Below are 25,553 nucleotides of genomic sequence, written 5' to 3'. Positions count from 1 at the left end.
ACCATCTGATCACAGTGTTGAGAACTGGGTAGCAAAAGGATACGGATACGGCTCTATCGGCAGTGCATCAAGCACAAAGGATACGACAACTGTAGACCAGACATCTGAAACAGATTCCCAGACGACAGTTAATGAAACTGCTGTAACGGAGACAGAAAATGAAGTTGCAGCGACCAATAATCAGACAACAGATAATAAAACTGCTGCAACAACAGTAAATGAAACTACTGTAACAGAGGCAGAAGAAAAAGAAGTTGTAACGACAAATAATCAGACTACAGCCAATGAAACTGCTACAACAGAGATCGCACCTGAGCAGGCAGTTAAAACTGATGACGCATCATTGACAGAAGAGAATGCAACAGACATTATTATAGACAATCGCCTCAAAGAATCCACTCCTGATACTGTCTATCAGGACAAAGGATATATCGACATCGGAGGCAGGCCTGGAATAGGAAGGTACAGAGACCTGGTTTTATTTAATCTAAGTGAATACAATGATGCTGAAAATATCAGCAACGCTACTCTGTCTCTCTACTGGTACTACCCCGATGGAATGGAAAGACCAGAAGATGCGATTATAGAGATATACAGACCAGCTACAACCTGGAACCCGGAAAATGTAACCTGGAATAGCAGGGATAATGGAGTTCTCTGGACACAGCCCGGAGGAGACTGGTTCGACGTAAATAACGTCTCTCAGGGAGACGCACCATATGCTACAATAACTCTGAACGGAAGCGATATACCAGATAACAGGTACTACGAGCTGAACGTAACCGATCTCGTAAAAGAGTATGTTAGCGGGGAATATGAAAACACAGGGTTCCTGATAAAAACTCGTACTGAAAATGCAGATTATGTGGCATTTTACAGTAGTGAGGTAGAAGACGAGAATCAGCGCCCAATGCTGACAATAGAAGAGAAATCATAACTAACAACCCTGACTTCAGGAAGAGAACCAAAAGAAACGGAAGTTGAGAGATTAAAAAACTCTCCTGCCCGAATCTTTCAGTTCTTCCTGACTATTTTTTATGAGAAATCCCCATACTGAACAGCTGAAACCAGATTCTGTTTTAATTCAGCCTCCTGAGACTGAAACTCTTCAATAACTGCTCAGAACAATCGGGATAACTTTAAGCACATAAGCTATTTGTACACTGCCGCATTCAATGACTAGTATCTTTATGTAATATACTGTATATGATCAAGAAAAAAGAGAAGCTTTGAGCGAATTATACTGGATTGTTGTAAAGATTTAACCTGTGAGACCACTGAAAACTTCAGGCTTTTTAAAAACTCCAGCGATAGTACCTTCCATCCAGCAATAAACCTTTTTTGGAATTGGGAGGTTTATATCTCAGGATACCGGGATGAAAAATGAATGGAAAAAATCTGAAAAACTGGTGGGAAAACAAGAAAAAAAAGGGAGTTTACATTACGATCTTTATGATTTTGATTGTAATGGTAACAACTGCTCTTTCCATCACACCACCAGAAAAGACGATTTATGTGTCGTGGGATGGGAGTGGAGACTTTAACTGTAACGGGACTGATGACCAGATAGAGATCAATAAAGCCCTTGCATACGTAGCAGAAAACCCTGATTTTACTACCGTTCATTTGAAAGGTCCCAACACATACGTTATTTCAGACAGTATCTTTGTCGGAAGCAATACCATTCTGGAAGGGGACTCTACAGCTGTAATAAAGCTTAAAGACAAAGCAGACTGGTCATTGGATAAGCCTCTCATTACCCAGATAGACAGCTCGGGAAGCCAGAATATTACTGTAAGGGGGTTTGAAATAGACGGAAATCATGACGACAATGCAGAAAAGAAGAGAGGAGAAGGATACTATAACCTGATCCATTTCAAGAACTCAACGAACATTCAGATTTATGATATGTATATGCATGACAGCCATGGAGACGGGTTGAAAGTAGAAAATAGTTCCAATATTCAGTTCTACAACAATATAGTGTATAAGCTCGGGCACGACGGACTTTATGGGATCCAGTCTCAATATCTGGAAGCCTGGAATAATACAATAACCTGCAGGACCAATAGCGGGCTTAGAATATGGGACTCAAATCATGTAAAGTTCCATGACAACACTATTGATTCTTTTTATCACTGGAGCGCAGGCGGACCGGGAATTCAAATTCAAAAATCTGATGCTGTTATGGATGATATAGAAGTATATAATAATACTATCCACAACACTTATGGACCTGGAATCTGGCTGGTAGGTTATGGAAGCTCCTATCCTATAGAAGAAGCACAGAATGTCCATATTCACCACAACATATTTTACAGTACAGGCACGAATCCAAGTATTGATTGGGTCGGAGGTATTGTGACCAGTGGGTTCTACAATACCCTGATCGAAAATAATGTCTTTGACGGTACATACCATGCTGCTATCGCCCTGATGTACCCTACGGGCTATTCGACAGATCTCTCACCTAAAAGTACCGGATATACTACCATTGTCCGCAATAATATTATCACAAATACAGAAAAACGTAAGAGCAACTCGAGCGAGACAGGATATGGTGTCGTCAATTACCTGCCTGAAACTCACAGCTTTGTACTGGAAAATAACTGCTTTTACAACAATAAGGCGGGAAATTACAGAAACGCAACATCAACAAGCGATATTTATTCAAACCCGCTTTTTGCAAACCAGAAAAATCATGATTACCATCTGAGATCCGCAGGTGGCAGATGGAACGGGAAAACGTGGATTAAAGACATTCAAAGCTCTCCCTGCATTGATTCCGGGTACCCTTACTCAGATTACTCAAATGAGCCTGAGGATAATGGAAAAAGGATCAATATAGGGAGATACGGAAACACTGAGGAAGCATCAAGGTCAGGAGTAATGCCCGGGTATGTAGCCTGGTGGAATCAGATAATTTCACCTGAATGGAAGATATTCAGAATACTCCTGAGAATCTTCCTTCTATTCTGCTTTAAAATTCAGATTTAATGATTTTCAGATGCGTGATCAATAAAAGAATCTGAATTTTCCAGCCCCTGGAAGGGAATTTGACTCAAATGTTCAGGAATTTTCTTTAATTTTTGCAGTTGGATCTCAGGTTCCATGAGATCCCAACTTAAACCCTTCTTTAATTTTTATAATCCGATATCCCTATCACATTACAAAGATTGACAAATTCAAGAGAGTGCGTATTAATAATCTTGTGAAAGCTAAAAAGCGCTTTATCAAGGAATCAAGTACTTTTGACCTCAGACTACAAAAAGAGTCAAACCATCTCGTTTAAAATTTTTCTGTGTGTAAACAGATAACTTTTTTTAAGCTTAGAGAATTATATTTAAGTGTATAGGGGGTACGAAATGAACGAAAATCACTGGATATATGGACAGGGAGAAAAAAAGAAAAAAGGAATCCTGATATTAATTCTCTTTATCCTGGTCGCAAGTGTAACTATTGCTCTCTCAACTGCCTCATCTGAGACGATAGTTTATGTGAATACTGATGGGAGCGGAGATTTCAACTGTGACGGAACAGATGACCAGATAGAGATCAATGAAGCTCTTGCATACGTAGCAGAAAACCCTGAGTTTACTACCGTTCATTTGAAGGGCCCTAATACATACATTATCTCTGATAGTATTTTCATAGGAAGCAATACCATTCTGGAAGGGGATCCTGAAGCCGTGATAAAACTTGAGGATAAAGCAGACTGGCCATTGGAGAAGCCACTCATTACCCAGATAGATAGCTCGGAAAGCCGGAATATTACTGTAAGAGGTTTTGAAATTGATGGGAATCATGATGGGAATAAAGAGAAAAGCAGAGGAAAAGGATATTATAACCTGATCCATTTCCTCAATTGCAAAAATATTAGAGTTTATGACATGTACATGCATGACAGCCACGGAGATGGGCTGAAAGTTGTGAAAGGTTCAGATATCCAGTTTTACAATAACACGATATATAAATTAGGACATGACGCTCTTTACATTATATATTGTTCAGATGTAGAGGCATGGAACAATAAAATAACATGCAGAACAAACAGTGGACTCAGGATATATAATGCAAATCAGGTGAAATTCTATAATAATATTATTAATTCTGAAGGGGAAGGGGGAGCCGGAATTGAGATCCAGAAAACGGGGTCTTCAACTGTAATGGATGATATTGAGATCTTCAACAACCTTTTATATGAGACAAATACTGCGGGAATCTGGATTACAGGCTATGGATCTGCATATTCAAAAGACTCGGCAAAAAACGTGTATATACACAACAACAAATTTTACAAAACTGGTATAAATCCCGGTGCTGACTGGTCAGGGGGTATAGTCCTCAATGGCTTTTACGATACCCTCATAGAAAACAATCTATTCGATGGTTGTTACGGAGCGGCAATAGCCCATAAACAGGTAGATGAGGAGTTTTTATCCCCCGGATCAGGTTATACAACCACTGCGCGAAACAACATAATAATTAATACACAGTCAAGCCCTGCCGCCGGAGAAGGTTATGCTTTTTATAACAAGCTAAAAGGCACTCACTCGTTCATACTTCAAAACAATTGTCTTGCAAACAATGCCGGTGGGAACTATATGCATGCTAGCTCTTCATCGGATACGGAAGTCGACCCTGCAATTATAGAACAGATTGAAAAAAACGGGTCTTCAGTAATACAAAACCTGCCCTGTGCAGAGGCTTTAAAAGCAGGTCCGCAAGAAATACCTTATGAGATAGATGACGGCATTAATATCGGACAGGACCTCGGATCGGATATTAAAAGAGCAGTCTCAAAAATGCTGAGGTTCATTAAAAGGATTTTATTAAGTTTTACTTCGGAAGAGTCTGATAACGAAGAATTTAAAATCGCCTTATCTCCAGTTATTTCGGACAATAGACTAAAAGAAGAATCTCCTAACATAACGTTCAGAGAGACCGAATACATAGATGTGGGAGAGAGAGCGGAAGATGGGATATACAGAGACGTTATATTGTTTGAACTGGACCAGCTGAATGAAACAGATGAAATTGAAAAAGCAACTCTTTCTTTATTCTGGTATTCCCCTGACGAAGCCAGACCTGAAGATACGATTCTCGAAATATACAGGCCGGAAAAATGGTGTGATGAACACGTTTCCTGGGATGCAAAAGAAATAGAAACTCCCTGGCATAACCCCGGAGGAGACTGGTATGATAAAAATGGAACCTCTCAGGGTAATAATCCATACTCCACAATAATTATCAAGGGCAGTACTCTTCCTGATAACAGGTATTACGATCTGGATGTGACAGAGCTTGTGCAGGAATATATCAGTGGAAAATACGAAAATACTGGTTTCCTTATAAAAGCCAGAGCAGAAGACAATGACTATATTGCATTCTACAGTTCAGAATGGCAAAACAAAAGCCAGAGGCCCAAACTTACTATAGAATATACAAGCGAATGATCTGATCCAAGAAACAGCGAAGCTTATGGAGTATAAAAAGACAACGTTCAGATATTGCAGGTCATATCCTGTATCCAGATGTCTTTTTTACTTTTATCATGAATACAGAATAAAATAAGCATACAGAAAAATCCGAATAAAACATTTTTATCTTATTGTTTTTGTAAGTAAAAATACAGCTGAAAAGATATGGAAGATAAACTTCCAGACCTTAACGAGCAAGTCCTATTCTTTCATTCTTTTTCTTTTCAACCTGCATATCAAAGAGCATTCCGAACAGGAGCATCTGAAGCCCAGTACCCAGTACGAGGAAACCAAGCAGTGGGTAATATGATGGAAGAGGGTTTTGAAGCAGTAGCTGCAAAAGTCCCCAGAAGCCTAAAAGGACACTCAGAGGTAGTGCAAGCATCCCGAGGAAGTAGAATAGTACCAGAGGATGGAAATCCAGAACCGTATATTTGACCCTCAGCCTCCAGAGGAAGCCCCTGAAAAGCATGGGTGAGACCTTACGGATAAACCTACCATATTTTATGGATGACTTCTCCCTACCATAACGAGCAGGCATCACCACATCCATAACTCTCATTCCAAAAGCGTTAAGCTTGATTAGCAGGTCATTACAATAACCATAATAAGGATAAACTGAATCAAGATCAATTATCTCAAGGGCCTGCCTGGAAATAGCTGTATACCCGTTCTGAGGATCCATAACATGCCAGTATCCACTTCCTATTTTAGTCAAAAAGCTCAGCAGAACGTTCCCAAATGATCTCCACCTGCTCATTCCAGTCATAAAGTTTTCAGTAAGAAGTCTATTACCCTTTGTATAGTCAGCCAACCCTTCGATAATTGGAAAGATCAATCGCGGGAGCTGGACAGGATCCATCTGGTTATCCCCAGCCATAACTGCTACAATATCCATTTCATCTTTTAAAGCAAGCTTGTACCCACTAACTATCCCTGCCCCAACACCTTTGTTTACTTCATGGCGTAAATAGACGATTCTAGGATCTCCAAACTTTTTTACAATCTCTCCGGTCCTGTCAGTACTGGCGTCATCAATAACATAGATCCGATCCACGTACTCGGGAATCCCGCTAAGAGTCTCACCGATGAGTAATTCTTCATTGTATGCAGGAACAACAACGCCTATACGGGTACTCTCAAGCTTCCGAAACGCTGGGTCGACATCAAAGCTCAGATAGTTAACCTTAAGCCTTTCAGTCTTTGCAGCAGAAAGTAAAGATTTCAAAGACAGGTGCTCCTTGCCTGAACTTATATTCTGAAGTGACCTTGAGGTCACGGCAAGGAAGCCTATTTTTTCTTTGAAGGTGCTTTTCCCGTTCAGAAGCATGACAGTCTCCTGTTCACAGGATACCTGGCACGGCCAGGAACCTACTGACAGGTCGAATCCCTGCCTTAGCGGCTCCAGTACATGAGTTAGCAGGTCTATATCCTGCATGCACTCAGGATAGATAAGAACCACGAGCTCCGAATCAAGGGATGCTCTGTAAAGGACTTTAATTAGTGCGTCTTCTCCTCCTGACAGAGGAATGACTCTTGCCCCTCCAAGAGCTGCCACTTCCATAGTTCGGTCAGTAGACCCTTTGTCAAGCACAAGTACACGGTCTGCATAGCTCGCCGCAAGCAGGACCTTACTACCTATAGAAGCCTCTTCGTTTTGAGCTGGGATCAAGACAGTAAACTCATGCCTTAGAGGTCTATCGGAAAGCTGAGATGGCGATGAAACTATACTGATAGGATCGGAAATTAGAGAATTGAGACAAAGTGTAAGGGCTGAATACAATCCCTCTCCACCCCCTTATGAGTATGCATTATACTATAACCCCCTTTATGTGTATAAATGCAAAAATATTAAAGGCTATCATTTGAAAGATATTTCGATTAAAATATATATAAAGTTAACCTCTGACTGAAAATAATCTGTGAAAATATTAATAACTAATAAGAATATCTCTTTCATGAAAATGAGCCCTCCGGATATATAAATAAAAATTATAACTTTCACTATTACGGCTTTTGAACATCCTGGACATTAGAAATTAAAGAACATTTTCTGAATACTTGGAAAAGGAGCAGGCTTACAATAGATTAGCGATAAAAGTCAGATAACTCACTGTAAAAGTCGAAAAGCAAATGTAAAACAGTTCTGTATATAAAATTAAAAAGATGTCCTTCCAAGCATAATTTTTGATGGACAGCCAATCTGTAAAAGGGCTGCAGAAAAATTAGTTGAGATTAAGAGAATTAATTTGCAGTCATATGCCCTGACTCAGTTACCTGCCATAACGTAGTTCTCAGGGATCTGATATGGAAGGACTCAATCGAATTCATGATTGGACAGATGAAGAAGTGCTATGAAAGAAATATTCATTCGATACAAGAATAATAAGCTCCCAGTAAGAAAATAACGCATGATAATCACTGTAAACAGCACCATGTCCTTCAGAAATAACTATTATGGAAAATAATATATTTACATGAAACTTATTCCCTTCTGAATACAGAGAAAAGAAAAGTTGCAATAATAAGAAAACGAGATAAAAAATTTTTTTCTGCACACTCCTTTTCAAAAAAGGATGAAACAGTTACAGGATTGTCTGGTTGGGAAAAAAGTCAAGCAAAGTATACGAAGTTTCAGTGGCTTTAAAAAATTAAGCAGAAAAGTCCGATATATACAGATAATCAGAGTATACTAACAAAAAATATTAGTGAAAAGCTAAAACTTATATTCAAAGAATATTTACTCATTTAAAGGGAGACGGTATACAGCTAAAGCCTCATGCCGTCAATTGGGGAAAAGAGGATTTAAAATTTTAACTGACATATATTCCAGAAGGTCATCCATACTATGAAAGGAAATAAGGGAAACCTGAAGGGAGCTAATTTAAAAGAGCAGTAAATATATAAGAACTCTATTTGAAGATCCGGGTATTAATTTACTTCATACTATCCATGTTAAAGTATCATACTTTTAGCGTGCTCTTCAGAAAGAACAGACAAATCAAGTTATAAGTGCTTGATAGGTTATTGTGGGGGGAAGAGAATTGATACGTGTAGAAGTGGTTGGAACCGGTTACATGGGAGAGAACCATGTCAGGATCTGCAGTGAAATGGAAGATGTAAGACTAATAGAGATATCCGATCCCAATTCTTCAAGGGTGAAAGAACTTGCGGCAAGATACAAGCTTCAAGAGAAGAAGAAAAGCATGATCAGGAAGTAGATCTAGCTGCAATCCAATCATACAGGGGAAGAAATAATGGTTTAAGTATAAAACTGAAGCCAGGTGAAGTGATATCTGTGAATTTTCTCGTTAAATGTCTTTATTTGCAAATGAGAAAAGAATAATAAGCAATTTTTCTACGCAATGTTTCTGACCTTGATCCGGGAAATGAAAATGTATCTTTGCATTGAAGAACTTAAAGGAGATATTAACTTCATTGAGAAAGAGAAGAGAATTGGATTCCATGGAGAGTATGAAGTTTACAAAACCCATTGAGGTAAAAAAAGGATAAGTGTGAGCCCTTAAACAATGATCTTTAAGGCTGAACACTTCAAAGTGGTTTAAATAGTTCTCCGAAATAATACGTAGACTAAGATGAATAGTGGGAGTTTTATAAAAAGTTTTTGCAGTATTACTCCGAAAAGGAAAATGAATGGATTCAGGGATTCAGGTTTGTAACTGGCAGAAAAGAAGAACAAAAGATCAGGGATAATTTTTAAATCTAAAAAAGTAAAAGAGTAATCAATTAAAAGAAACATAAGTAGTTTGAAGATAAAAAACAGGAATAAATCCCAGAAGGAAAGATAAAAAGAAACGGTAGTCAGAGAAATAGGGTAATTCGAATTGTAAAAGAAAAAGACTTTATCGGGAAACTATATAACCTCAAAGAAAGTTTATTATGTTGTGGGCCATATGGAAATTGTAAAAAAATGTACAGAAAAATTTACCGGGAATCTTGACACGATTCTCAGCTTTATAGGATTCAGCTTAGGCGTATTCATTGTTTCTTTATATTACCTGATTAACTTACACCAGCAAGACATCGGAATTGCTGTCCTTTCTGCCTGCTTAATCTATTTTGTTTTTAGAAAAAAGTTTAAAAGTGAAGCCCCTATTTACCCGGGGGGGAAAAAATTAAAGAGTGTACTCAATCTTTCCTTTTATCTTGTCTTTTTGATAAGTGTTTTAATCTATAGCATGAATCCGTATCACAGACCGCTATCTTATTTCATACTGTTATGCGTACTCGCTGGGATCATAGCCTCGGAAATTCTCTATGTAAAGGAAGGAGATATGGTATTTCCGATCCTGCTGCAAATATTCCTTCTTTCCATCCTGATAAGATCCGGAATTTATTATAATTTTCCAAGCCTTATGGGCTACGACGCTTACTTTCATGCCGGTATGGCAAAATTGATTACAGAAACAGGGACTATCCCCCCGATAGAAGTCAGCAGTAAATATTTCTATTATCCTCTCGCCCATATTTTTGTCTCGGTAACCCAGCTAATGGGCGGACTGGATGTCAAAGATGGTTTATTCTATTCCATAGGTTTTGCCAACATCTTCTGTACAACGGGAATTTATCTTATAGGAAAAAAACTTGAAGGTCCCCAGATGGGATTGCTTGCCGCTTTGTTAATAAACCTGAATAATCACAATATTGTTACAGGAATTACTAACATAACGCCGGGTTCACTCGTTCTCTGCTACTTTATAATTATTGTCTACGCGATCTTCAACGAAAAGCCGGGTCTTGTACAAACAGGCCTTCTTCTTCTGGCTACAATTCTGATGGTATTGACCCACCAACTTACCACTTTTGTGGTTTTTCTGGCTTTGATCTCGATTTTAGCAGGGAAATACCTCCATAATCTTCTCTATGGAAGCTCACCTATTGAAGCAGGCAGCTTTAATTACATCCTTTTCTTTGTAATTAGCCTGCAAACCTACTGGATGTTTACATATGTCACCCAGGACACCTCCTTTTTTGAGATGATCTTTAAACCTCTTGTAGAAGTACTTCAGATGGGGTCCAGCTACTCGAGTGATGAACTTATTATAGGGACCACAACGACAAGTCAGGATCCGCTGGAGGTACTGATACTTCATATAAGCTATCTTGCCCTGCCATTTTTTGCAATCGGGGGGGTTCTAACATGGTCTTCCCGAAAGGAAGCCGAAAAAATAAATAAATTCTCAATTGCTCTGGTGGTTGCAATTCTGTATGGTTTAGCCTACGGAATTCCTTTACTTGGTATGAGAAACTTCCTTACAAGCAGGTGGTTCCCATTAATAGCAGTATTTCTGGTATTGGTAGCTGCTTCATATATGTTAAAACTGGTAAGCCTGTTTAATTCCAAAAAAGCGAAAATTCCTGCTGTCTTCATTATAGTGTTATTATTCTCATTTGTAATGGTAACTACACCAGGGATTAACAAGGACAACCCTCTTGTAGGAAAAGATACAACCGTAAGAAACCAGTTCAAAAACATCGAAATTCAGGCAGTCAAGACTTTATCTGGAGTGTATTCAGGAAGCATTTTAATAGACTCCCCTTATGATAGCTGTCTTTTTTACAGGGATCCGGCATATGATGTAAATAATGCAACATCTTTCGATACAGACCAGGTAGAGTCGAGAGAAATAAGAGGCGCTCATATGATACTGCTTAGAAGATCAGCTCTTACTGAACCCGTATCCATAAATGACCCGGATAAATATGGAGTAAACATAATAAAGCCGTTACCGGCAGAGTTTTTCAACAGCTTCGAAGCTCCGGAATATGAACTGGTGTATGACAACTCAGAAGTACTTGCCTACCTCAGAGAAAATAAAGAAGTAAAAAAATAAAAATTCATCAGAAACTATTAAATAAATCACCTGAGTGAAAACACCTATCCACGAATCGAACTGATTTAATATATTAAAAAGGTAGAACCCATGTCAAACTTCATAACTAACGTACTGAAACTTGTATCTGGAAGTGTTGCTTCACAGGTTCTTGGCATACTTCTCATACCCATAATCACAAGAATTTATAACCCAGACGATTTTGGGATTTTTCAGCTTTTCATGTCAATCTCAGGGATACTTGTAATAGTTTCTACTTTTTCGTATCAATTTGCGATCATGCTTCCAAAAACAGAGGAAGATGCTGCAAACGTCACCTCCTTATGTACGGTACTGGTAGTAATTACGTCTTTACTTACAGGTATCGTAGTATTACTTATTCCAGTAAATATCGATGAAATTTTCAATACTCCTGGAATTTCATCATACCTGCCTCTTCTTTCGCTAATAATATTCCTCAACGGGATGTTTTTTGTGCAAAACTACTGGCTTTCAAGAAGAACCCGATTCGGGGTTATCGCAGGGTCCAGAGTTTCAAACACGCTATCAACAAAATTATTTCAAATAGGACTTGCAAAGCCGGGTGTTACCCCATTAGGTCTGATAGGTGGATATATCGCAGGATACCTAATTGCAGACCTTTTCATGCTCAAGGGTGTGAAAAAAGATATCCAGGTTTTCAAAAAAGTGTCAATTAAAAGAATGAAAGAAGTGGCCATTCAGTACAAAGATTTTCCTCTATTCAGCTTCTGGTCATCGGTTGCGAACACTATTTCTCCACAGGTTCCTGCTTTTTTGCTCGCTTACTTTTATAGTACCTCGGTTGTAGGGCATTTCTCACTTGCAAATCAGGTTGTAAACCTGCCAATGGGAATTGTCGGTAGCGCTATAGGGCAGGTATTTTTCCAGAGGGTAAGTGAAGTTAAGAACGGGAATGGAGAAGGAGACATGAAGACTATAGTTGGGGAGGTTTACAATAAACTAATTTCAATAGGTCTCTTCCCTATGATACTTTTAATAATTCTTGGGGAACAAATATTTACTTTTGCTTTTGGAGATGGTTGGGATGTTGCAGGCACGTATGTTAAAATCCTTGTTCCCTGGATATTCCTTGTCTTTCTTTCTTCACCTATCACGACTCTTTATAACGTATTTGAAAAACAGAAAGTATGGCTCACCTTCAGTATAGCACTCCTTGTTTCAAGAGTAATAGCACTGGCCATAGGAGGAACCAGTGGAACCCCCGAATTCGCCCTGGCTCTGTACAGTTTTACAGGGGCTGTATTCTGGCTATGGAACAACGCATACCTCCTGGGGCTTGCAGGAATTAGCAAGAAGGAAAGCATAGATGTTCTTGCAAAATACGCAATAATTAGCCTCGTTGTTTCGATCCCATTAATTTTGATAAAGTGGATTTCTTCGAATTTTTATGTAACAATGTCTGTAGCTGTTGTCGTAACGGTTATATATTACGCAATAGCCCTTCACGAAGATCCTATGTTCAGAAAAATGTTCTCATCTTTTCTTGTAAAAGCAAAAAATAGGAGCTAAGAAAGAAATTAAAAACACTGATCAAACCGATTTAGGGAAAAATCCCAATATCGGTTTTTGCCCCTATTTAAGGAAAAGAGTTTCTTTTATATTATTCAATTATTCGGTTTCTTCGTGTGTAGCCTGATATAATATCCTCATGAGTGAATACTTTTTGCTGCGGAGGGTCACTCTATAATAAGGAACAAGCTTAGGGGAAAATCCCATTATAAAGTCCGTAAATCTTGGGATGTTTGCTGCCATTACATTCATATATTCGAAATTTCTGGACTTCAGGTCGAGAAACTCATTATAATATAAAAGTGCATTTGGACCCATTCTACCAAACTCAGGGTTAAGGGCTGAAGACCAGGTAACAGTGCATTTCTTACCATAAAGGTTCAGATGAGATGCAATTGCTTCACCTTCAGGAGTCTCTGAAACAAACATATAGCCAACATCTTTCTCTTTAATCAATTTAAATACTCTTTCAAAGAATTCCTTTGGCACGGGAGGTTCCAGATTCTGTTTATCATAGACAAGAGAAAGAAGGCGATAATAAGTTTCAGGGTCGTTTGAGATTCTCGTTTTAAGTCCTGCTTCTTCCGCGCTCTTAAGTTCTCTCCGGATTTTCCTCGAAAGATTGCTGTCCACATTTTCTTTAAGGTCCAGATGATGAGTATAATACACACTCGACTCCCATCCTTTCCAGGTAAATGGTCTTACATCTTCAAGCCCGGGGGCAAGTGTAAGGGTAATGCTTTCAAATCCCTGATTGCAGAGGAATTCTCTAAGAGCTCCAAAGATCTCGTGTACGTCCTGCATACGTTTGCTAGCTTTAGAACTGGCCCCTTCTTTTATAAGGGGACCACAGTAATCGGTCATATTACAGGTCGAATTTGCGATTCTCACCATGCCTTTAATGTTTTTAATGAAAATAGGACATCCACCTACGAGTTCACCATTTCTGAAGCAACCATAAATCTTTAAGTCTCTGGAAAGGACATCCCTGCAGATTTCCAGCCAGTCACTTGTATGAAAGAGTGTACCGGGTTGAGCTTTTTCTACAAGCAAATCCCATTCTTTGTATTCAGACGGTAATAATTCTCTGACTTCAATTTCGTCCATTTTAAGCCCCGTTAAATAGGTAATAATTCATATTTAGTAAAAATATATATTAGTAGAAAGATGAATTCTTTATATTCAGCCCTTGAGCCCTGATTTGCAGACTCCGTCTACCTGTTTCGCAACACTGTACCAGCTGTAATTTTCGGTAACATAACTTAAACCTTTTGAGCCCATATCAGCTCTCAATTCCGGATTTTCAAGCAGCTTTGAAATAGCCTCTGCAAGGGCTTCTGGATTTTCCGAAGGGACGGGAAGGCCTCCTTTTGAAGCCTCGAGTGCATCAGCAACTCCGCTGATATCACTTGCAACAACCGGCTTTCCGCATGCCATATACTCGTACAATTTCAGAGGAGAGAGCCCTATTTTTGCATTCCTTGCCAGGATAAAGGGGGCGGCACAGACATCGCTTGCATTGATGTAGACTGGTACTCTGTCATAGGGAACCACACCTGTGAAAATAAATTTATCTTCAATCCCTAACTCAAGTGAGAGGTTTAAAAGTTCGTTTTTCATAACCCCGTCTCCGACAATAAGAAAACGGCACTCAGGATATCTGGAAAGTATTGAAGGAGCTGCCTTTACAAGGTACTCAACTCCCTGCCAGGGGGCAAGGTTTCCCACAAAACAGACATAAAGAGTCTCCGGGTCAAGCCCAAGGCTTTTTCTGCATGCATCCTGCTCAAGGGGTTTGAACAGGGATGTATTTGCTCCGTTGGGTACCACGGTTATTTTTTCGCCGGGAATCTGGTAAGCGCTCACAAGATTCGCTTTTATTCCGGGAGTTACTGCGATAATTTTATCTGAAAAATCAAGAGCTTTCTTCAAAATTAAAATTTTTAACCTGGACTTTGCAGAAGAAAAATATCTGGATAGCCCTCCAGTTCTTCTTTTCAGTAAAGATTTTTCTTCAGCACTTCTTGATTTGATGAGGCTGGATTCGTCCTCTGGGATTCCATTTAATTCATAAACCAGAACTTTGCACCGGTTTCGGCAAAAGAGCCCTGCAAGAAAACCAAAATTAGGATTTCTGGTATACAGCACATCAAAGGATTCGGAACCGACTAGACCTGCAGAGCTCCGGAAATAGTTGATTGTGAGGGTAAGCAGGCTTCCAGGACGTACGTAATGACAGCGGATATTATCCAGATGCGAAAGAGTAGAGCTATCAGTGGTGAAGATATGAACTTCATTCTTCAGCTTTACAAGGTTGCTTACAAGTTCATGCCTGTGAATAAGTGAACCATCAGCCAGATAGAGAGGCCACACGATATCCAGAAAGAGCATTTTCATATTATCGCCCATAATCCCGAAGTTCAAAAAGATTTTAAAGAATTCATTGCTCTCCCTTCCTGGGCTCTGTAGAGTTTTGACTTAAGGCTCCCGAGATTCTGGAAAACAGAAACCAAACGCCCTGGTTTCTGTAATAAGTTCGTATTTCCACATCCTGAATTTTCTTCTCCCTTTTAATAGCCGAATCGAGGTATCCATAGAAATACGCAAGACCTGTATAATATGGCGATTTCAGGCAGTAATAAAGCGTATTAAACAGAACCATAGGCAGACTTTTATCCACATAATGAGCCATCCATCCATTTTTAAAGTACCCTTTCCAGAGACCCTCTCCTGCACTCGTTTTTCTGGTCTGGACCTCAATGACGTCTGCAAATTGCTTTAGTTGCCAGCCCCTGAGAATTGCTTTAGTATTGGAAATGGAATCCGGGGAGGGTTCTACCTGGTAGCCTCCTGTATCGAGGAAACAGGTCTTTCTCCAGAGCCTGCCAGTTCCACGGGGTAGATTTTTATCTGAAACTTCTCGTGAAAGCTTGCCACCTATATCATAGTAAACTCCTCCACTTGCAATCCCAAGCGAGGAATCTTTTTCGAATTCATCCATTAGTTTTCCAAAATAGTTTTCTTCGAGTATTGTATCGGCATCAAGAAGACCTATGTAATCATATTCAATGCCGTTTTCTCTGCAGTATTCCAGTGAATAATCAAATCCCTGCTTGCAGACGTAGCTGTAGTGAAAGGTTATGTCCCTTGGTCTTGGAGGGAGCCTTATGCTATGAATCCAGGAATATTTTGCTTTTAGCTCATCGAGAACATGAGGGGTATTATCCGTACTCCCATCGTCCACTATGATCCAGAGTACAGGTTTCACTTTCTGCCCTGCTACCGACTTGGAAACCTCAGGCAGGTTTTTTTCTTCATTTCTTGCAGGTGTAATCAACAGGTATTTTCCTTTAGAATCGGACTCCATTTTCCCACCACCTGTAAATCTCTTCTCCGCTTGTAATCCATGCTCCCCTGTCAGAGCAGTACTGCAATGCTTTTTCATATAATTTGATCCAGTCTTTTCGGAAACTGCACCCGAAAACAAAGTTGTGCCACAGCAGGGTAATGACCCCATTGAACCCTGCTGTTGTATCTATCAGATCCTTTGTGTATCTCCAGGCTTCCTCAAAAGACCTGGAAACTTTGAACAGAGCGACATCCATTACAGTAAGAGGAATCTCCAGGATGTTAATCTCCCGTTCTTTATTCAGGTTATATGGTTTGAAGGGGTGACACATGCCGTTTCTGAAACCTGCTGACTCACTATATCCGAATGTAGAGTCGTAGCCGAAACCTGCATCTGCCAGTAATTCCCAGGTTTCTGGAGTTTTGAATCTGAGATAATGGTTGCGAAACCCCAGGACTTTTTTGCCCAGAACTTTTTCGAGTCTTTCCTTTTCACTTTTTAGCGATTCGAGATTGTCATATGAATAATATCCGCCGTGAAGACCAGCTTCCCATCCTCTATCTGAGATTTCTCCAAGATGGTTTTCCAGATCTTCTATATTATATCTAAACCTGACCGGATCTTCTCTGCTGGTGATAAAATAGAAAGAAGACTTCGCTCCGAAATCTTCCTCAAGATCCATGATATCCGAAAAGTTAAGGTAGGGAGAATATTCAGGCCCCTTAAATCTCCAGAGAAATGGAGATGTTAACCCCCGGAAATCCAGACTTTTCAGGCAGCTTGCCGAAGACAGCAGGCTGTGAGATAGAGGAGGATAAATATCATCCATATCATGAGTTAAACACACAGCAAAGGTTTTATTTTCCGGGAATTCAACTTTCATCCCATTTTCTACCAGGTATCTGGAAACCTCAGGTCTGGAGGCATTTCTCAGATCGTCTTCAGAGAAATAGAAACGCCCGTGCTCATCGAGCTTATTGGGATGATATTCTTCTCTCCGGGTAAAAAGACCCCAGATTTCTGCATTTTGCTTTAATAAATCATGCATGGCTCTCATCCGAGACTGTAGATACGGAAACCCCTTTCTTTTTACCTCGATTTTCTTCAGGGATCCCTTCTATGAGTTTTACCATGAATTCAGTCACGTCTATTTTATCCTTAAGAAGAGCCGCTCTCTTGAGGCTCCAAGTTTTCTTAAGTTCAGGATCCTTAATGAGTTCCACTGCCTTTTTCAGGGCAGATTCCGAATCGCTGTAATTGAAGAGCAGACCATATTTCTCTTCGAGTTCCGAAAAGTTTCCCATAGTTCCTGCAAGAGAAGAGACATAGATAGAGGGGGTACCGATGATTGCACTTTCAACAGCCATAGTTGCCCCTTCCCCCACACATAATGTAGCATAATAAAGTACACTATGGATTTTTTCAGGGGGGATCCTGATTCTATACTTTTCAAATTCGTCTGCAAGCTCTCCTTCTGAAGAAATGAAAACCTTCCCGAATTTTTCGAGTTCCTGGACAAGTGCCAGCTTATCATTGATTCCATGCTGCCCTACATCATGGTGTGCACCCCATGAAATAAAGCGTAAAATCACGAATTGTTCACCTGCCTCCACGCCGAGTTCTTTCAAAACCTCAGGATTCGGAGAAAAATAAGCGGGATGAAGATACGCCATTTCATGATAGCCTCTGTATCTGATTTGTTTTGGTCCTACGTCTTTTTTAAAGGACACAGGCGTACAGATGATATCACAGAAAGGATAGGTCACTTTCTGGGCTAATTCTGCATGTTCAGTGTCATTAAAGATTATGGATTTCTTTCCCAGTGCCCAGGCTACATGAGCAGCTTCGGGAGAAAGAATACCCATAATGAGATCTGGATTAAACTTGCGAGCTATATTATAAAGTTTAGATTCTCTTATTAACAATTCTTCAAGGAGGTAGATTTTACCCTTCTTGACCTTACTCAGGACTGTATGCGGGATATTATAAGCGTTTAATAGCTCTATTACAACATCCTTGTCTCTTGAGACAACCATGACCTGGTGTCCCTTTTTTTCAAGATTCCAGATAGTATTTTTGAAAAAGTGAACGTGGGCCGGATGCCCTATATCAACAATAACCCTCAAGGTTTTCACTCCCAAAACGATTCCCGCTTATTAAGATTCATATAATATAGACTCAGGGAAAGAACAGAATTTCTTAAAGAAAGGTAGCGGTGGAAAGGAAAGTAAGAAGAAATTAATGCCTTGTCTGATTACAGACAAAGCGAGATCTATTAAGAAATCAGGGAGTCTTTCTGCTTCATATATAAAAAGCAGTCAGTTTGACCCTGGTTCTTCTTAAGTTCCTTTTTTCCGAGAACCTTACTGTCAGACTTAATGTCCTTTAAATCTCCCTGCTACTGACAACAGGATGATAGCAACGGCCCCCCGGCTATAGCTATATCCTATTACAGTACCTCCTTAAACTTAAATTTTTGGTTCTGATAGGATAACTAACAAATACTATTATACTTAGATGATAAATAGTCAATAGATAAATAGTTTTTGGAAGTAAAATTCTGAACTTAGACAGAAAAAACCAAAAAATACCATAATTCCGGATATTTTGGTATAAGAAATAAAGAAGAGTAGCCTATTACAATTTTATAATATTTTGAGGCATCAATTTTCTGGAAGAGCAGAAAAGAAATCAATATAAAGAAAAAAATTTGAATGTTTAGGGAGCTAGCCCTGTGAAAATAATCTCCAGACCTGCAAAAAGGAAGTTAGCAACAAAACATATCAACAGCGGGAATATCCCAATATCGATAGAATCTATCGAAAAATGATCTTCTTTTCTGGAAGCAAGAAGCATTTCCTTTATTCCTACAAGAACTATCAATCCCAGAACTATTATCCTATAATATTCAGGAATTCCAAAGTCAGTGTAAATAAAACAGACACCTGAACCGGGAAAACTATTTCCCAGAGTCAGCTCGCCTGTACCCAGAGCCAGCATTGAAAGCATTACAAAATCCCCCATGAGATGTAAGGTATCTTAAAACATATACTAAATTCTAACTATAGGAACCTATAAACTGTCAAACTATATAAATATTTAAACTGACACGAAAAGGATAAATATATGAAAGCCTGAAACCGGGAACTTTAAGATATAGAGATAATAAGAGAGACAGGCTATCAAAAAATAGATAAGAATTGGACTCGATTACCTGTTCAATTCTCGAAAAAGAGGTCAAGATTATGAAAGTTTCTGTTATAGGTTCAGGGTATGTGGGTTCGGTCACTGCAGCCTGTTTTGCAGAAGTGGGACACGAAGTTATCTGTGTAGACATTGACAGGAAAAAAACAGAGCAGATAAACGCAGGCATACCCCCCATTTATGAAGAAGGGCTTGAAGAGCTTTTACAAAAATATGCAGGAAAAAAGCTAATAGCGACTACTGATTATGAATATGCTGTCAATGAAACAGATATTTCCTTTATCTGTGTAGGAACCCCTTCGGCAGATGATGGAAGTATAGATCTTTCAATTGTAAGAGCAGCAGCAGCAAGCATAGGTAAAGCCCTTGCAAAAAAAGAAGCTTATCATGTAGTGGTAGTAAAAAGCACAGTAGTTCCTGAAACCACAGAAAAATTCGTCCTTCCGATTCTGGAGGAGGCATCAGGGAAGAAAGCCGGAAAAGATTTCGGTGTTGCAATGAATCCGGAATTCCTGAGGGAAGGAAAAGCAGTCCATGACTTCATGAATCCAGACAAAATAGTAGTGGGAGCGATTGACAAGCGGTCAGGAGACCTCGTATCTGAACTCTACCGTACCTTTAAATGCCAGGTCACACGTACAGGCCCGGCGACTGCAGAAATGATAAAATATGCAAACAACTCCCTGCTTGCAACCAAGATCTCTTTTGCCAATGAAATAGGAAATATTTGTAAAAAGCTGGGGATAGATACCTATGAGGTCATGGAAGCTGTAGGTAAAGACTTCAGAATATCCCCGAAATTCCTGAATTCAGGGGCAGGTTTTGGAGGTTCCTGCTTCCCTAAAGATGTAAAAGCTCTTATAGGAAAAGCAAAAGCAATAGGATACTCTCCTGTACTCCTTGAGTCCGTAATAGCTGTAAATGATAAGCAACCCCTTATTATGACCGAAATCTTGAAGAGGAAAATAGGAAACCCTGCAGACAAAAAGATTGCAGTCCTCGGTCTTGCCTTCAAAAATGAAACTGACGATATAAGGGAATCCAGATCAATCCCTGTAATTGCTGAACTTCTCAGACTTGGGGCAAGAGTTTCAGCTTATGACCCTATGGCAGCTGAGAACATGAAGCGTATCTTTCCTGCAATTGAATACTGCAGCAAAGCATCTGATGCCCTTAAAGATGCAGACGCCTGTCTTGTGATGACAGAATGGGACGAGTTCAGGAACCTTGACTCCGAATTCCAGAATATGAAAGGAAAAACAGTTATTGATGGAAGGCGGGTAATTAAAGCTAAAAATATTGATTATGAGGGCCTCTGCTGGTAAGAACCAGCAGGGTTAACCTTTTCTCAGATACCGATATGGTTTTTGGCTATTTTTCGCCAATTTATCGTATTCAAGTTTTTTACTGGATTCTTTCAACTCTTTTATTTCATTAGTTCAGCATTTTCTGCTGGAGTCGTATTAACTGCAAGGATTTCACGCAAATATTCAAGTACATCATCTCTGAGATTTTCGTTTTGAATGGCAAAATCCACTATGCATTTTACATACCCAAGCCGATCTCCAGTGTCGAATCTCTTTCCTTTGAATCTGCAGGCATAGATCATCTGGGATTTGTTCAGAAGTCTTATCCCATCTGTGAGCTGTATCTCACTTCCAACACCTGTTCCAGCTTGCTTTATGCAGTCAAAAATCTCAGGAGTGAATACATAACGCCCGATTGCCCCTATATTGGAAGGAGCGTCTTCAGGTGCTGGTTTTTCTACAATGTCTTCAAGCACATACAGGGAGTCGTCAAGAGGCCTCCCCTTGATAATTCCGTAACTACTCAGTTTTTCGTAAGGTACCTCTTCGACTGCGATTGTTGACCTTCCATATTTCTCAAAGTTCTCAATAAGCTGAGCAGTACAGGGCTTATCGTTAACAATAATATCGTCTCCTAGAAGCACTGCAAAAGGTTCATCTCCTATATGGTTCTCTGCCCTGAGGACTGCATCTCCAAGCCCATTGGGCTCTTTCTGTCGGATATAATGAATATCTACAAGAGAGGATACATCCCGAACCAGTTTAAGGAGTTCAGTGTCATGCTTTTTTGCAAGGTGCATTTCAAGTTCAGGAGAATCATCAAAATAATCTTCAATTGCCCTCTTGCCCCTGCCTGTAATAATTATGATATCTTCAATTCCCGAGGCAATAGCTTCCTCTACTACATACTGAATCACAGGTGTATCGATGATAGGAAGCATCTCTTTTGGCATTGACTTGGTGGCCGGCAGGAAGCGGGTACCAAGACCGGCTGCCGGAATGAGTGCTTTTTTAATAGTCAAGGTTAACTCTCCGATAAAAGGAAGTTCTGTAAAGATGTGTTCTTCTGAGTTAAAGTACTTTTCACCTTATCACTTTAATTTTTCCCCTATTTACGTTCGAAGCGAAATACTGCATGAAAAAAGAATCACAGCTTTCTCTAAAAATAGTGTAAAACTATTAATAAAAAGAAAGAAACTATCTGAGGATATTATATGCCTGCAAAGAACAGAATACTTGTAACCGGAGGGGCCGGTTTTATAGGGAGCCATCTGATAGACCGCCTTCTAGAAAAAGAAAATAAAGTTGTTGTTTTTGATAACCTCAGTTCCGGTAAGATGGAATTCGTAGAACAACATCTTAAAAACCCAGATTTTTCCTTTGTAAAAGGAGACCTTCTCAATCCTGAAGCTATCGAAAGAGTCTGTAAAGATGCTGATATGGTGTACCACGTGGCCGCTAATCCTGACGTCAAACTTGGAGCTTCAGATACAAAAGTACATCTGGACCAGAATATACTGGCAACCTATAATCTCCTTGAAGCCATGAGAAAAGGAAATGCAAAAAGAATCGCATTTACATCTACATCCACAATCTACGGGGAAGCAAGCATTATGCCTACTCCGGAAAACTACGGCCCTCTTATTCCAATATCCCTCTATGGAGCTTCAAAGCTTGCCTGTGAAGCTCTCATTACTTCATACTCCCATACCTTCGATATGCAGGCATGGATTTTCCGTTTTGCAAATATTGTTGGACCTCGCAGCACGCACGGGATTACTGTTGATTTTATAAAGAAGCTAAAGGAAAATCCCCTTAAGCTCGAGATTCTCGGTGATGGAAAACAGGAAAAATCCTACCTGCATGTATCAGAATGTGTTAATGCGATCCTTTTTGCAATAGAAAAAAGCAAACAAGAAGTAAATATCTTCAATATTGGTTCTGAAGATACTATCAGTGCTACAGGAATAGGAAAAGTAATTGTGGAAGAGATGGGGATTTCTAACGTAGAGTTCACATATACCGGAGGGAGTAGAGGCTGGAAAGGCGACGTACCAAGGATGAGGCTAGACATTGAAAAATTAAAATCCATGGGATGGAAGCCTGCCTATACTTCAGAGAAAAGTATAAGGGATACAACAAAAGCACTGATTTCTGAAAACTGAGAATACATACAGAAGCAAGAATATCTTTCAGAACTTCAAAAGTATCCTATCAATATTCTCAAAATTTTTTCATTTTTAAGATTCTGTACCTGGACTCAAATTTCAGTTTTAAAGAAAAGCTGAGAACAGCAGCTAATTATGTTTATGCTATATAGAAAATTGGGGGTTGTTTACTTGGTGCTGGGGTTCACCTTTGATCTGAATAAATATTTTTTCATAAGGGACACTTCGTGATCAGTAAATCCGCCAATCAGGAACATTGCAATTAAATAAACAATAGTGCCTACCCCCGCTGCTTCGAAAAGCTCAAGTATACCTGAGATAGTGAAGCTGGAAACAAAAAAATACATCGCCATAGATGATAGAATACTTTTTGCAATGTCCAGATAATAGAAATCAAGTTTAAAATGTTTCAGTGATATGTGCACGCAAAATGCCGCCATCAAACAATAGGAAACAAGAGTGGAGAAAGCAGCCCCCAGAATTCCTATTGAAGGTATAGGTATAAGGATAAGATTTAGTAGTACGTTTGTAACTGCGGCGACTATATTAATATAGGTAGCAGGCTTCGTTTCTTTTATAAGGAACATTGTATTTACAAATATCTGGAATATTCCTGCCATAAGCCCGGCTAAAGCAATAATAGGAATTACAAACCATCCAGAAATAAAATCTTGAGTGGTAAGAACCGAAAGTAAAGGCTTTGCAAGGGCTGAAAGGCCAAAAACTGCCGGGATGGCAATAATAAGAAAATACCTAAGAGAATGAGACATATAGATTCTTACTTCGTCCATCTTATTGTGGTCAAATAGCTTTGAAAGCTCGGGGAAGAGAATAAGCTGAAGTGGACTTACAAAAAACTGAATAAGGTTCCCTACAGAACATGCCGCAGAGTACACACCTACACTGCCGAGACCGAGGAAATAAGTGACCATATATCTGTCGCTGGATTCCGTAACCCATCTAATAAGTGAGTTAGGAGTTAGTGGAAGAGAAAACTGCAGGTATTCTCTGATATAAGTAAATCGTGGGATAATAAATCCTATCTGTGAAATTATGATGATAAGGGTGATTAAAAAAATAATACCCTGAACTATTAAGGTGGCAGCTATTACTCCAATGAGTCCATATCCCATTTTAAGGAGAATCAATATTATTAGCAGTTTTCCAAAGGTTTCAAAAAATGTAAAATAAGAGTATTTTTCAATTTGCCTGAAAATCCTGAAATAAAAGAGAGATATAGACTCAACTACGCTCACAAGAATTAAAAGGGAACCTGCCTGGACAAAATAGGTTGCTTCAGGGTCTTTAAAGCCAAAAGTTGCAAGCGGTTCTGCAAATATATACAATATAAATGAAGCCAGAAAACCTGATACTGTGACAAAAAAAAGGATTGAGTAAACTGCTTCCTGTATTTTATTCTGATCAGTTTCGGAAGACAAAAATCTGACGAAACTCATCGAAAGTCCCATAAGTGCAAGGGAAGAGATTAAAGATACTGTAATATTGATCTGTGCCCAGAGTCCGTAGTCATATGCTCCAAGGGTTTTTGTGATAATTGGAAGTAAAAAAAAGCTACTAAGGCTTGTAAGTATCTGAACTATCCCGATAAAGCCGACATCCCTTGCAAACTTTTGATATGACATCATATCACCTAAAAAGAACTGCCTTTTTTCCGTTATAAATAAAGGATTTATGAAATAATCACTCGAAAAATTTATTCCGTTGTACGGTCCAGTTATTAATTGATACAAGAGATATAAATCCTTTTAAACACAATTGAGTATCCAGCTAAGGTCTTAAAGCACATATTAATTCTTTATCTATGACCGGAGCGAATTGGGTTATTTTCATCAAAAACACCTTAATTTTGGAGGAGAAAGTCTGAAAATTTTAAATTTCTTCTCAGTGTTAACTTTAGTCTTATAATAAGGACACAATGATTATGATTCATAGAACCTTTTATCAGGGAATGACCCTTAATTCGAGAACTTGAGACCCACATTTTTGACAGAAATATATATTTTACAATGTATATATGGGCTTCATGCTTCTGTTTTCTCTGTACAATTCGAAGTTTTGCCTTGCATCTTATGATTTCCCGACATTTTTCATTTTACTGAAATGTAGAGTTTTAATGCAACGTGTTTTGTGTAATAAAATACTGTATTAATTAGCAGAATCTGTCAAATTCGGGCTTTAATATAATTTGAACAACTTTCTCTTTTGAAGAAACCAACTCCTTCTAACCCCAATAAGGAATTTCCACATAGGATAAAAGCCTTTGTGTCCAAAGAAATTATAATTGTTATTTCCATAGACAAACAAACATTTAAAAAATAAATTTTAGACAGAATTATAAAAGATAGAATGAAATGAAGAAAACGCACATGATATTCTTCGAATAACATGCACAAAAAATGAAAGTACCTGAGAGCACTTGGCAGTGTGCCAAATAGATTTTCCCAAAAATTAGGCACTGGGAAATTGACATTCCCTATCAGTGCAGTTTTCGGAAAAACTCTTTAAAAGATACTCAATACTTCAGCTAGTATATACCACATCCAGCTTTGGTACCTGAGTTTTATTTCCGCATTCATTGCTGTAGAATGCAATATAATTGTTGCTTTCATTCCTTGCTT

The 25,553-nt window shown here is 39.0% G+C and carries 17 protein-coding genes; 8 read left to right on the top strand and 9 right to left on the bottom strand.

The genetic code is table 11. The annotated features are described in order from the left end of the window. From PLL47_RS10665 to PLL47_RS10655, 3 genes are all read left to right on the top strand, one after another. Positions 1-937, top strand: a 937-nt coding sequence (locus tag PLL47_RS10665) for a disaggregatase related repeat-containing protein (RefSeq protein ID WP_324446184.1), incomplete at its 5' end; no start/stop codon positions are given. A 446-nt stretch (positions 938-1,383) separates the two neighbouring features. Next, a complete protein-coding gene (locus PLL47_RS10660) occupies positions 1,384-2,997 on the top strand; it encodes a right-handed parallel beta-helix repeat-containing protein (RefSeq protein WP_324446183.1) in 1,614 nt (537 codons plus the stop codon). Between the two features lie 368 nt (positions 2,998-3,365). Continuing rightward, entirely contained in the window at positions 3,366-5,456 is a 2,091-nt protein-coding gene (locus PLL47_RS10655; protein ID WP_324446182.1) for a disaggregatase related repeat-containing protein, read from the top strand. Between the two features lie 211 nt (positions 5,457-5,667). Here the strand turns inward: PLL47_RS10655 and PLL47_RS10650 are convergent, their stop codons facing one another. Further along, positions 5,668-7,152 (bottom strand): glycosyltransferase family 2 protein, encoded by a 1,485-nt coding sequence (locus PLL47_RS10650; RefSeq protein WP_324446181.1) that lies wholly within the window; start codon positions 7,150-7,152, stop codon positions 5,668-5,670. Positions 7,153-8,524: 1,372 nt separating this feature from the next. On the opposite strand from PLL47_RS10650, the gene PLL47_RS10645 reads away from it, so the two are divergent. The 3 genes from PLL47_RS10645 (at position 8,525) to PLL47_RS10635 (ending at position 12,886) form a co-directional block, all read left to right on the top strand. Continuing rightward, a complete protein-coding gene (locus PLL47_RS10645) occupies positions 8,525-8,701 on the top strand; it encodes a Gfo/Idh/MocA family oxidoreductase (protein ID WP_324446180.1) in 177 nt (58 codons plus the stop codon). Between the two features lie 1,074 nt (positions 8,702-9,775). After that, entirely contained in the window at positions 9,776-11,335 is a 1,560-nt protein-coding gene (locus tag PLL47_RS10640; RefSeq protein ID WP_324446179.1) for a putative glycosyltransferase family protein, read from the top strand. A 90-nt stretch (positions 11,336-11,425) separates the two neighbouring features. Then, on the top strand, positions 11,426-12,886 hold the full coding sequence (locus tag PLL47_RS10635) for a lipopolysaccharide biosynthesis protein (protein WP_324446178.1): 1,461 nt from the start codon (positions 11,426-11,428) through the stop codon (positions 12,884-12,886). A 99-nt stretch (positions 12,887-12,985) separates the two neighbouring features. Here the strand turns inward: PLL47_RS10635 and PLL47_RS10630 are convergent, their stop codons facing one another. The 6 genes from PLL47_RS10630 to PLL47_RS10605 form a co-directional block, all read right to left on the bottom strand. Then, a complete protein-coding gene (locus PLL47_RS10630; RefSeq protein ID WP_324446177.1) occupies positions 12,986-13,993 on the bottom strand; it encodes a GNAT family N-acetyltransferase in 1,008 nt (335 codons plus the stop codon). Positions 13,994-14,068: 75 nt separating this feature from the next. Continuing rightward, the gene (locus tag PLL47_RS10625) at positions 14,069-15,295 is read right to left on the bottom strand and encodes a glycosyltransferase family 4 protein (protein WP_324446176.1); all 1,227 of its coding nucleotides are present in this window, start codon (positions 15,293-15,295) and stop codon (positions 14,069-14,071) included. Between the two features lie 31 nt (positions 15,296-15,326). Further along, the gene (locus PLL47_RS10620) at positions 15,327-16,253 is read right to left on the bottom strand and encodes a glycosyltransferase family 2 protein (protein ID WP_324446175.1); all 927 of its coding nucleotides are present in this window, start codon (positions 16,251-16,253) and stop codon (positions 15,327-15,329) included. After that, positions 16,237-17,292 carry a polysaccharide deacetylase family protein gene (locus PLL47_RS10615; RefSeq protein ID WP_324446174.1) on the bottom strand — a complete coding sequence of 352 codons (1,056 nt, stop codon included), beginning with the start codon at positions 17,290-17,292 and terminating at the stop codon, positions 16,237-16,239. Before PLL47_RS10615 ends, PLL47_RS10620 begins: the two co-directional genes overlap by 17 nt. Continuing rightward, positions 17,276-18,361: a DUF354 domain-containing protein gene (locus PLL47_RS10610; RefSeq protein WP_324446185.1), complete on the bottom strand. Its 1,086-nt coding sequence runs from the start codon at positions 18,359-18,361 to the stop codon at positions 17,276-17,278. The genes PLL47_RS10615 and PLL47_RS10610 overlap by 17 nt, the downstream gene beginning before the upstream one ends. Before the next feature lie 592 nt (positions 18,362-18,953). Continuing rightward, entirely contained in the window at positions 18,954-19,244 is a 291-nt protein-coding gene (locus PLL47_RS10605) for a hypothetical protein (protein WP_324446173.1), read from the bottom strand. A gap of 236 nt (positions 19,245-19,480) precedes the next feature. On the opposite strand from PLL47_RS10605, the gene PLL47_RS10600 reads away from it, so the two are divergent. Further along, on the top strand, positions 19,481-20,764 hold the full coding sequence (locus PLL47_RS10600) for a UDP-glucose dehydrogenase family protein (RefSeq protein WP_324446172.1): 1,284 nt from the start codon (positions 19,481-19,483) through the stop codon (positions 20,762-20,764). 101 nt (positions 20,765-20,865) lie between these two features. Here the strand turns inward: PLL47_RS10600 and galU are convergent, their stop codons facing one another. Then, a complete protein-coding gene (galU, locus tag PLL47_RS10595) occupies positions 20,866-21,768 on the bottom strand; it encodes a UTP--glucose-1-phosphate uridylyltransferase GalU (RefSeq protein WP_324446171.1) in 903 nt (300 codons plus the stop codon). Between the two features lie 192 nt (positions 21,769-21,960). Here galU and PLL47_RS10590 point away from each other — a divergent pair, with 192 nt between their 5' ends. Continuing rightward, complete coding sequence (locus tag PLL47_RS10590) at positions 21,961-22,911, top strand: NAD-dependent epimerase/dehydratase family protein (protein ID WP_324446170.1); 951 nt, start codon at positions 21,961-21,963, stop codon at positions 22,909-22,911. 170 nt (positions 22,912-23,081) lie between these two features. Here PLL47_RS10590 and PLL47_RS10585 read toward each other — a convergent pair whose 3' ends face one another. Next, positions 23,082-24,560, bottom strand: coding sequence for a flippase (locus tag PLL47_RS10585; RefSeq protein ID WP_324446169.1), 1,479 nt, complete (start codon positions 24,558-24,560; stop codon positions 23,082-23,084). Positions 24,561-25,553: the final 993 nt, after the last annotated feature.

This window comes from Methanosarcina sp., assembly GCF_035390745.1.
In the GTDB taxonomy this organism is placed as follows: domain Archaea; phylum Halobacteriota; class Methanosarcinia; order Methanosarcinales; family Methanosarcinaceae; genus Methanosarcina.
This window is presented reverse-complemented; position numbering and strand designations above follow the sequence as displayed.

Bases quoted from the DNA above. Each gene is read 5' to 3' on its own strand.
- PLL47_RS10660 (WP_324446183.1), top strand. From the start codon at position 1,384: ATGAATGGAAAAAATCTGAAAAACTGGTGGGAAAACAAGAAAAAAAAG.
- PLL47_RS10655 (WP_324446182.1), top strand. From the start codon at position 3,366: ATGAACGAAAATCACTGGATATATGGACAGGGAGAAAAAAAGAAAAAA.
- PLL47_RS10640 (WP_324446179.1), top strand. From the start codon at position 9,776: ATGGTATTTCCGATCCTGCTGCAAATATTCCTTCTTTCCATCCTGATA.
- PLL47_RS10635 (WP_324446178.1), top strand. From the start codon at position 11,426: ATGTCAAACTTCATAACTAACGTACTGAAACTTGTATCTGGAAGTGTT.
- PLL47_RS10630 (WP_324446177.1), bottom strand. From the start codon at position 13,993: ATGGACGAAATTGAAGTCAGAGAATTATTACCGTCTGAATACAAAGAA.
- PLL47_RS10625 (WP_324446176.1), bottom strand. From the start codon at position 15,295: ATGGGCGATAATATGAAAATGCTCTTTCTGGATATCGTGTGGCCTCTC.
- PLL47_RS10620 (WP_324446175.1), bottom strand. From the start codon at position 16,253: ATGGAGTCCGATTCTAAAGGAAAATACCTGTTGATTACACCTGCAAGA.
- PLL47_RS10615 (WP_324446174.1), bottom strand. From the start codon at position 17,292: ATGAGAGCCATGCATGATTTATTAAAGCAAAATGCAGAAATCTGGGGT.
- PLL47_RS10605 (WP_324446173.1), bottom strand. From the start codon at position 19,244: ATGCTTTCAATGCTGGCTCTGGGTACAGGCGAGCTGACTCTGGGAAAT.
- PLL47_RS10600 (WP_324446172.1), top strand. From the start codon at position 19,481: ATGAAAGTTTCTGTTATAGGTTCAGGGTATGTGGGTTCGGTCACTGCA.
- PLL47_RS10590 (WP_324446170.1), top strand. From the start codon at position 21,961: ATGCCTGCAAAGAACAGAATACTTGTAACCGGAGGGGCCGGTTTTATA.
- PLL47_RS10585 (WP_324446169.1), bottom strand. From the start codon at position 24,560: ATGATGTCATATCAAAAGTTTGCAAGGGATGTCGGCTTTATCGGGATA.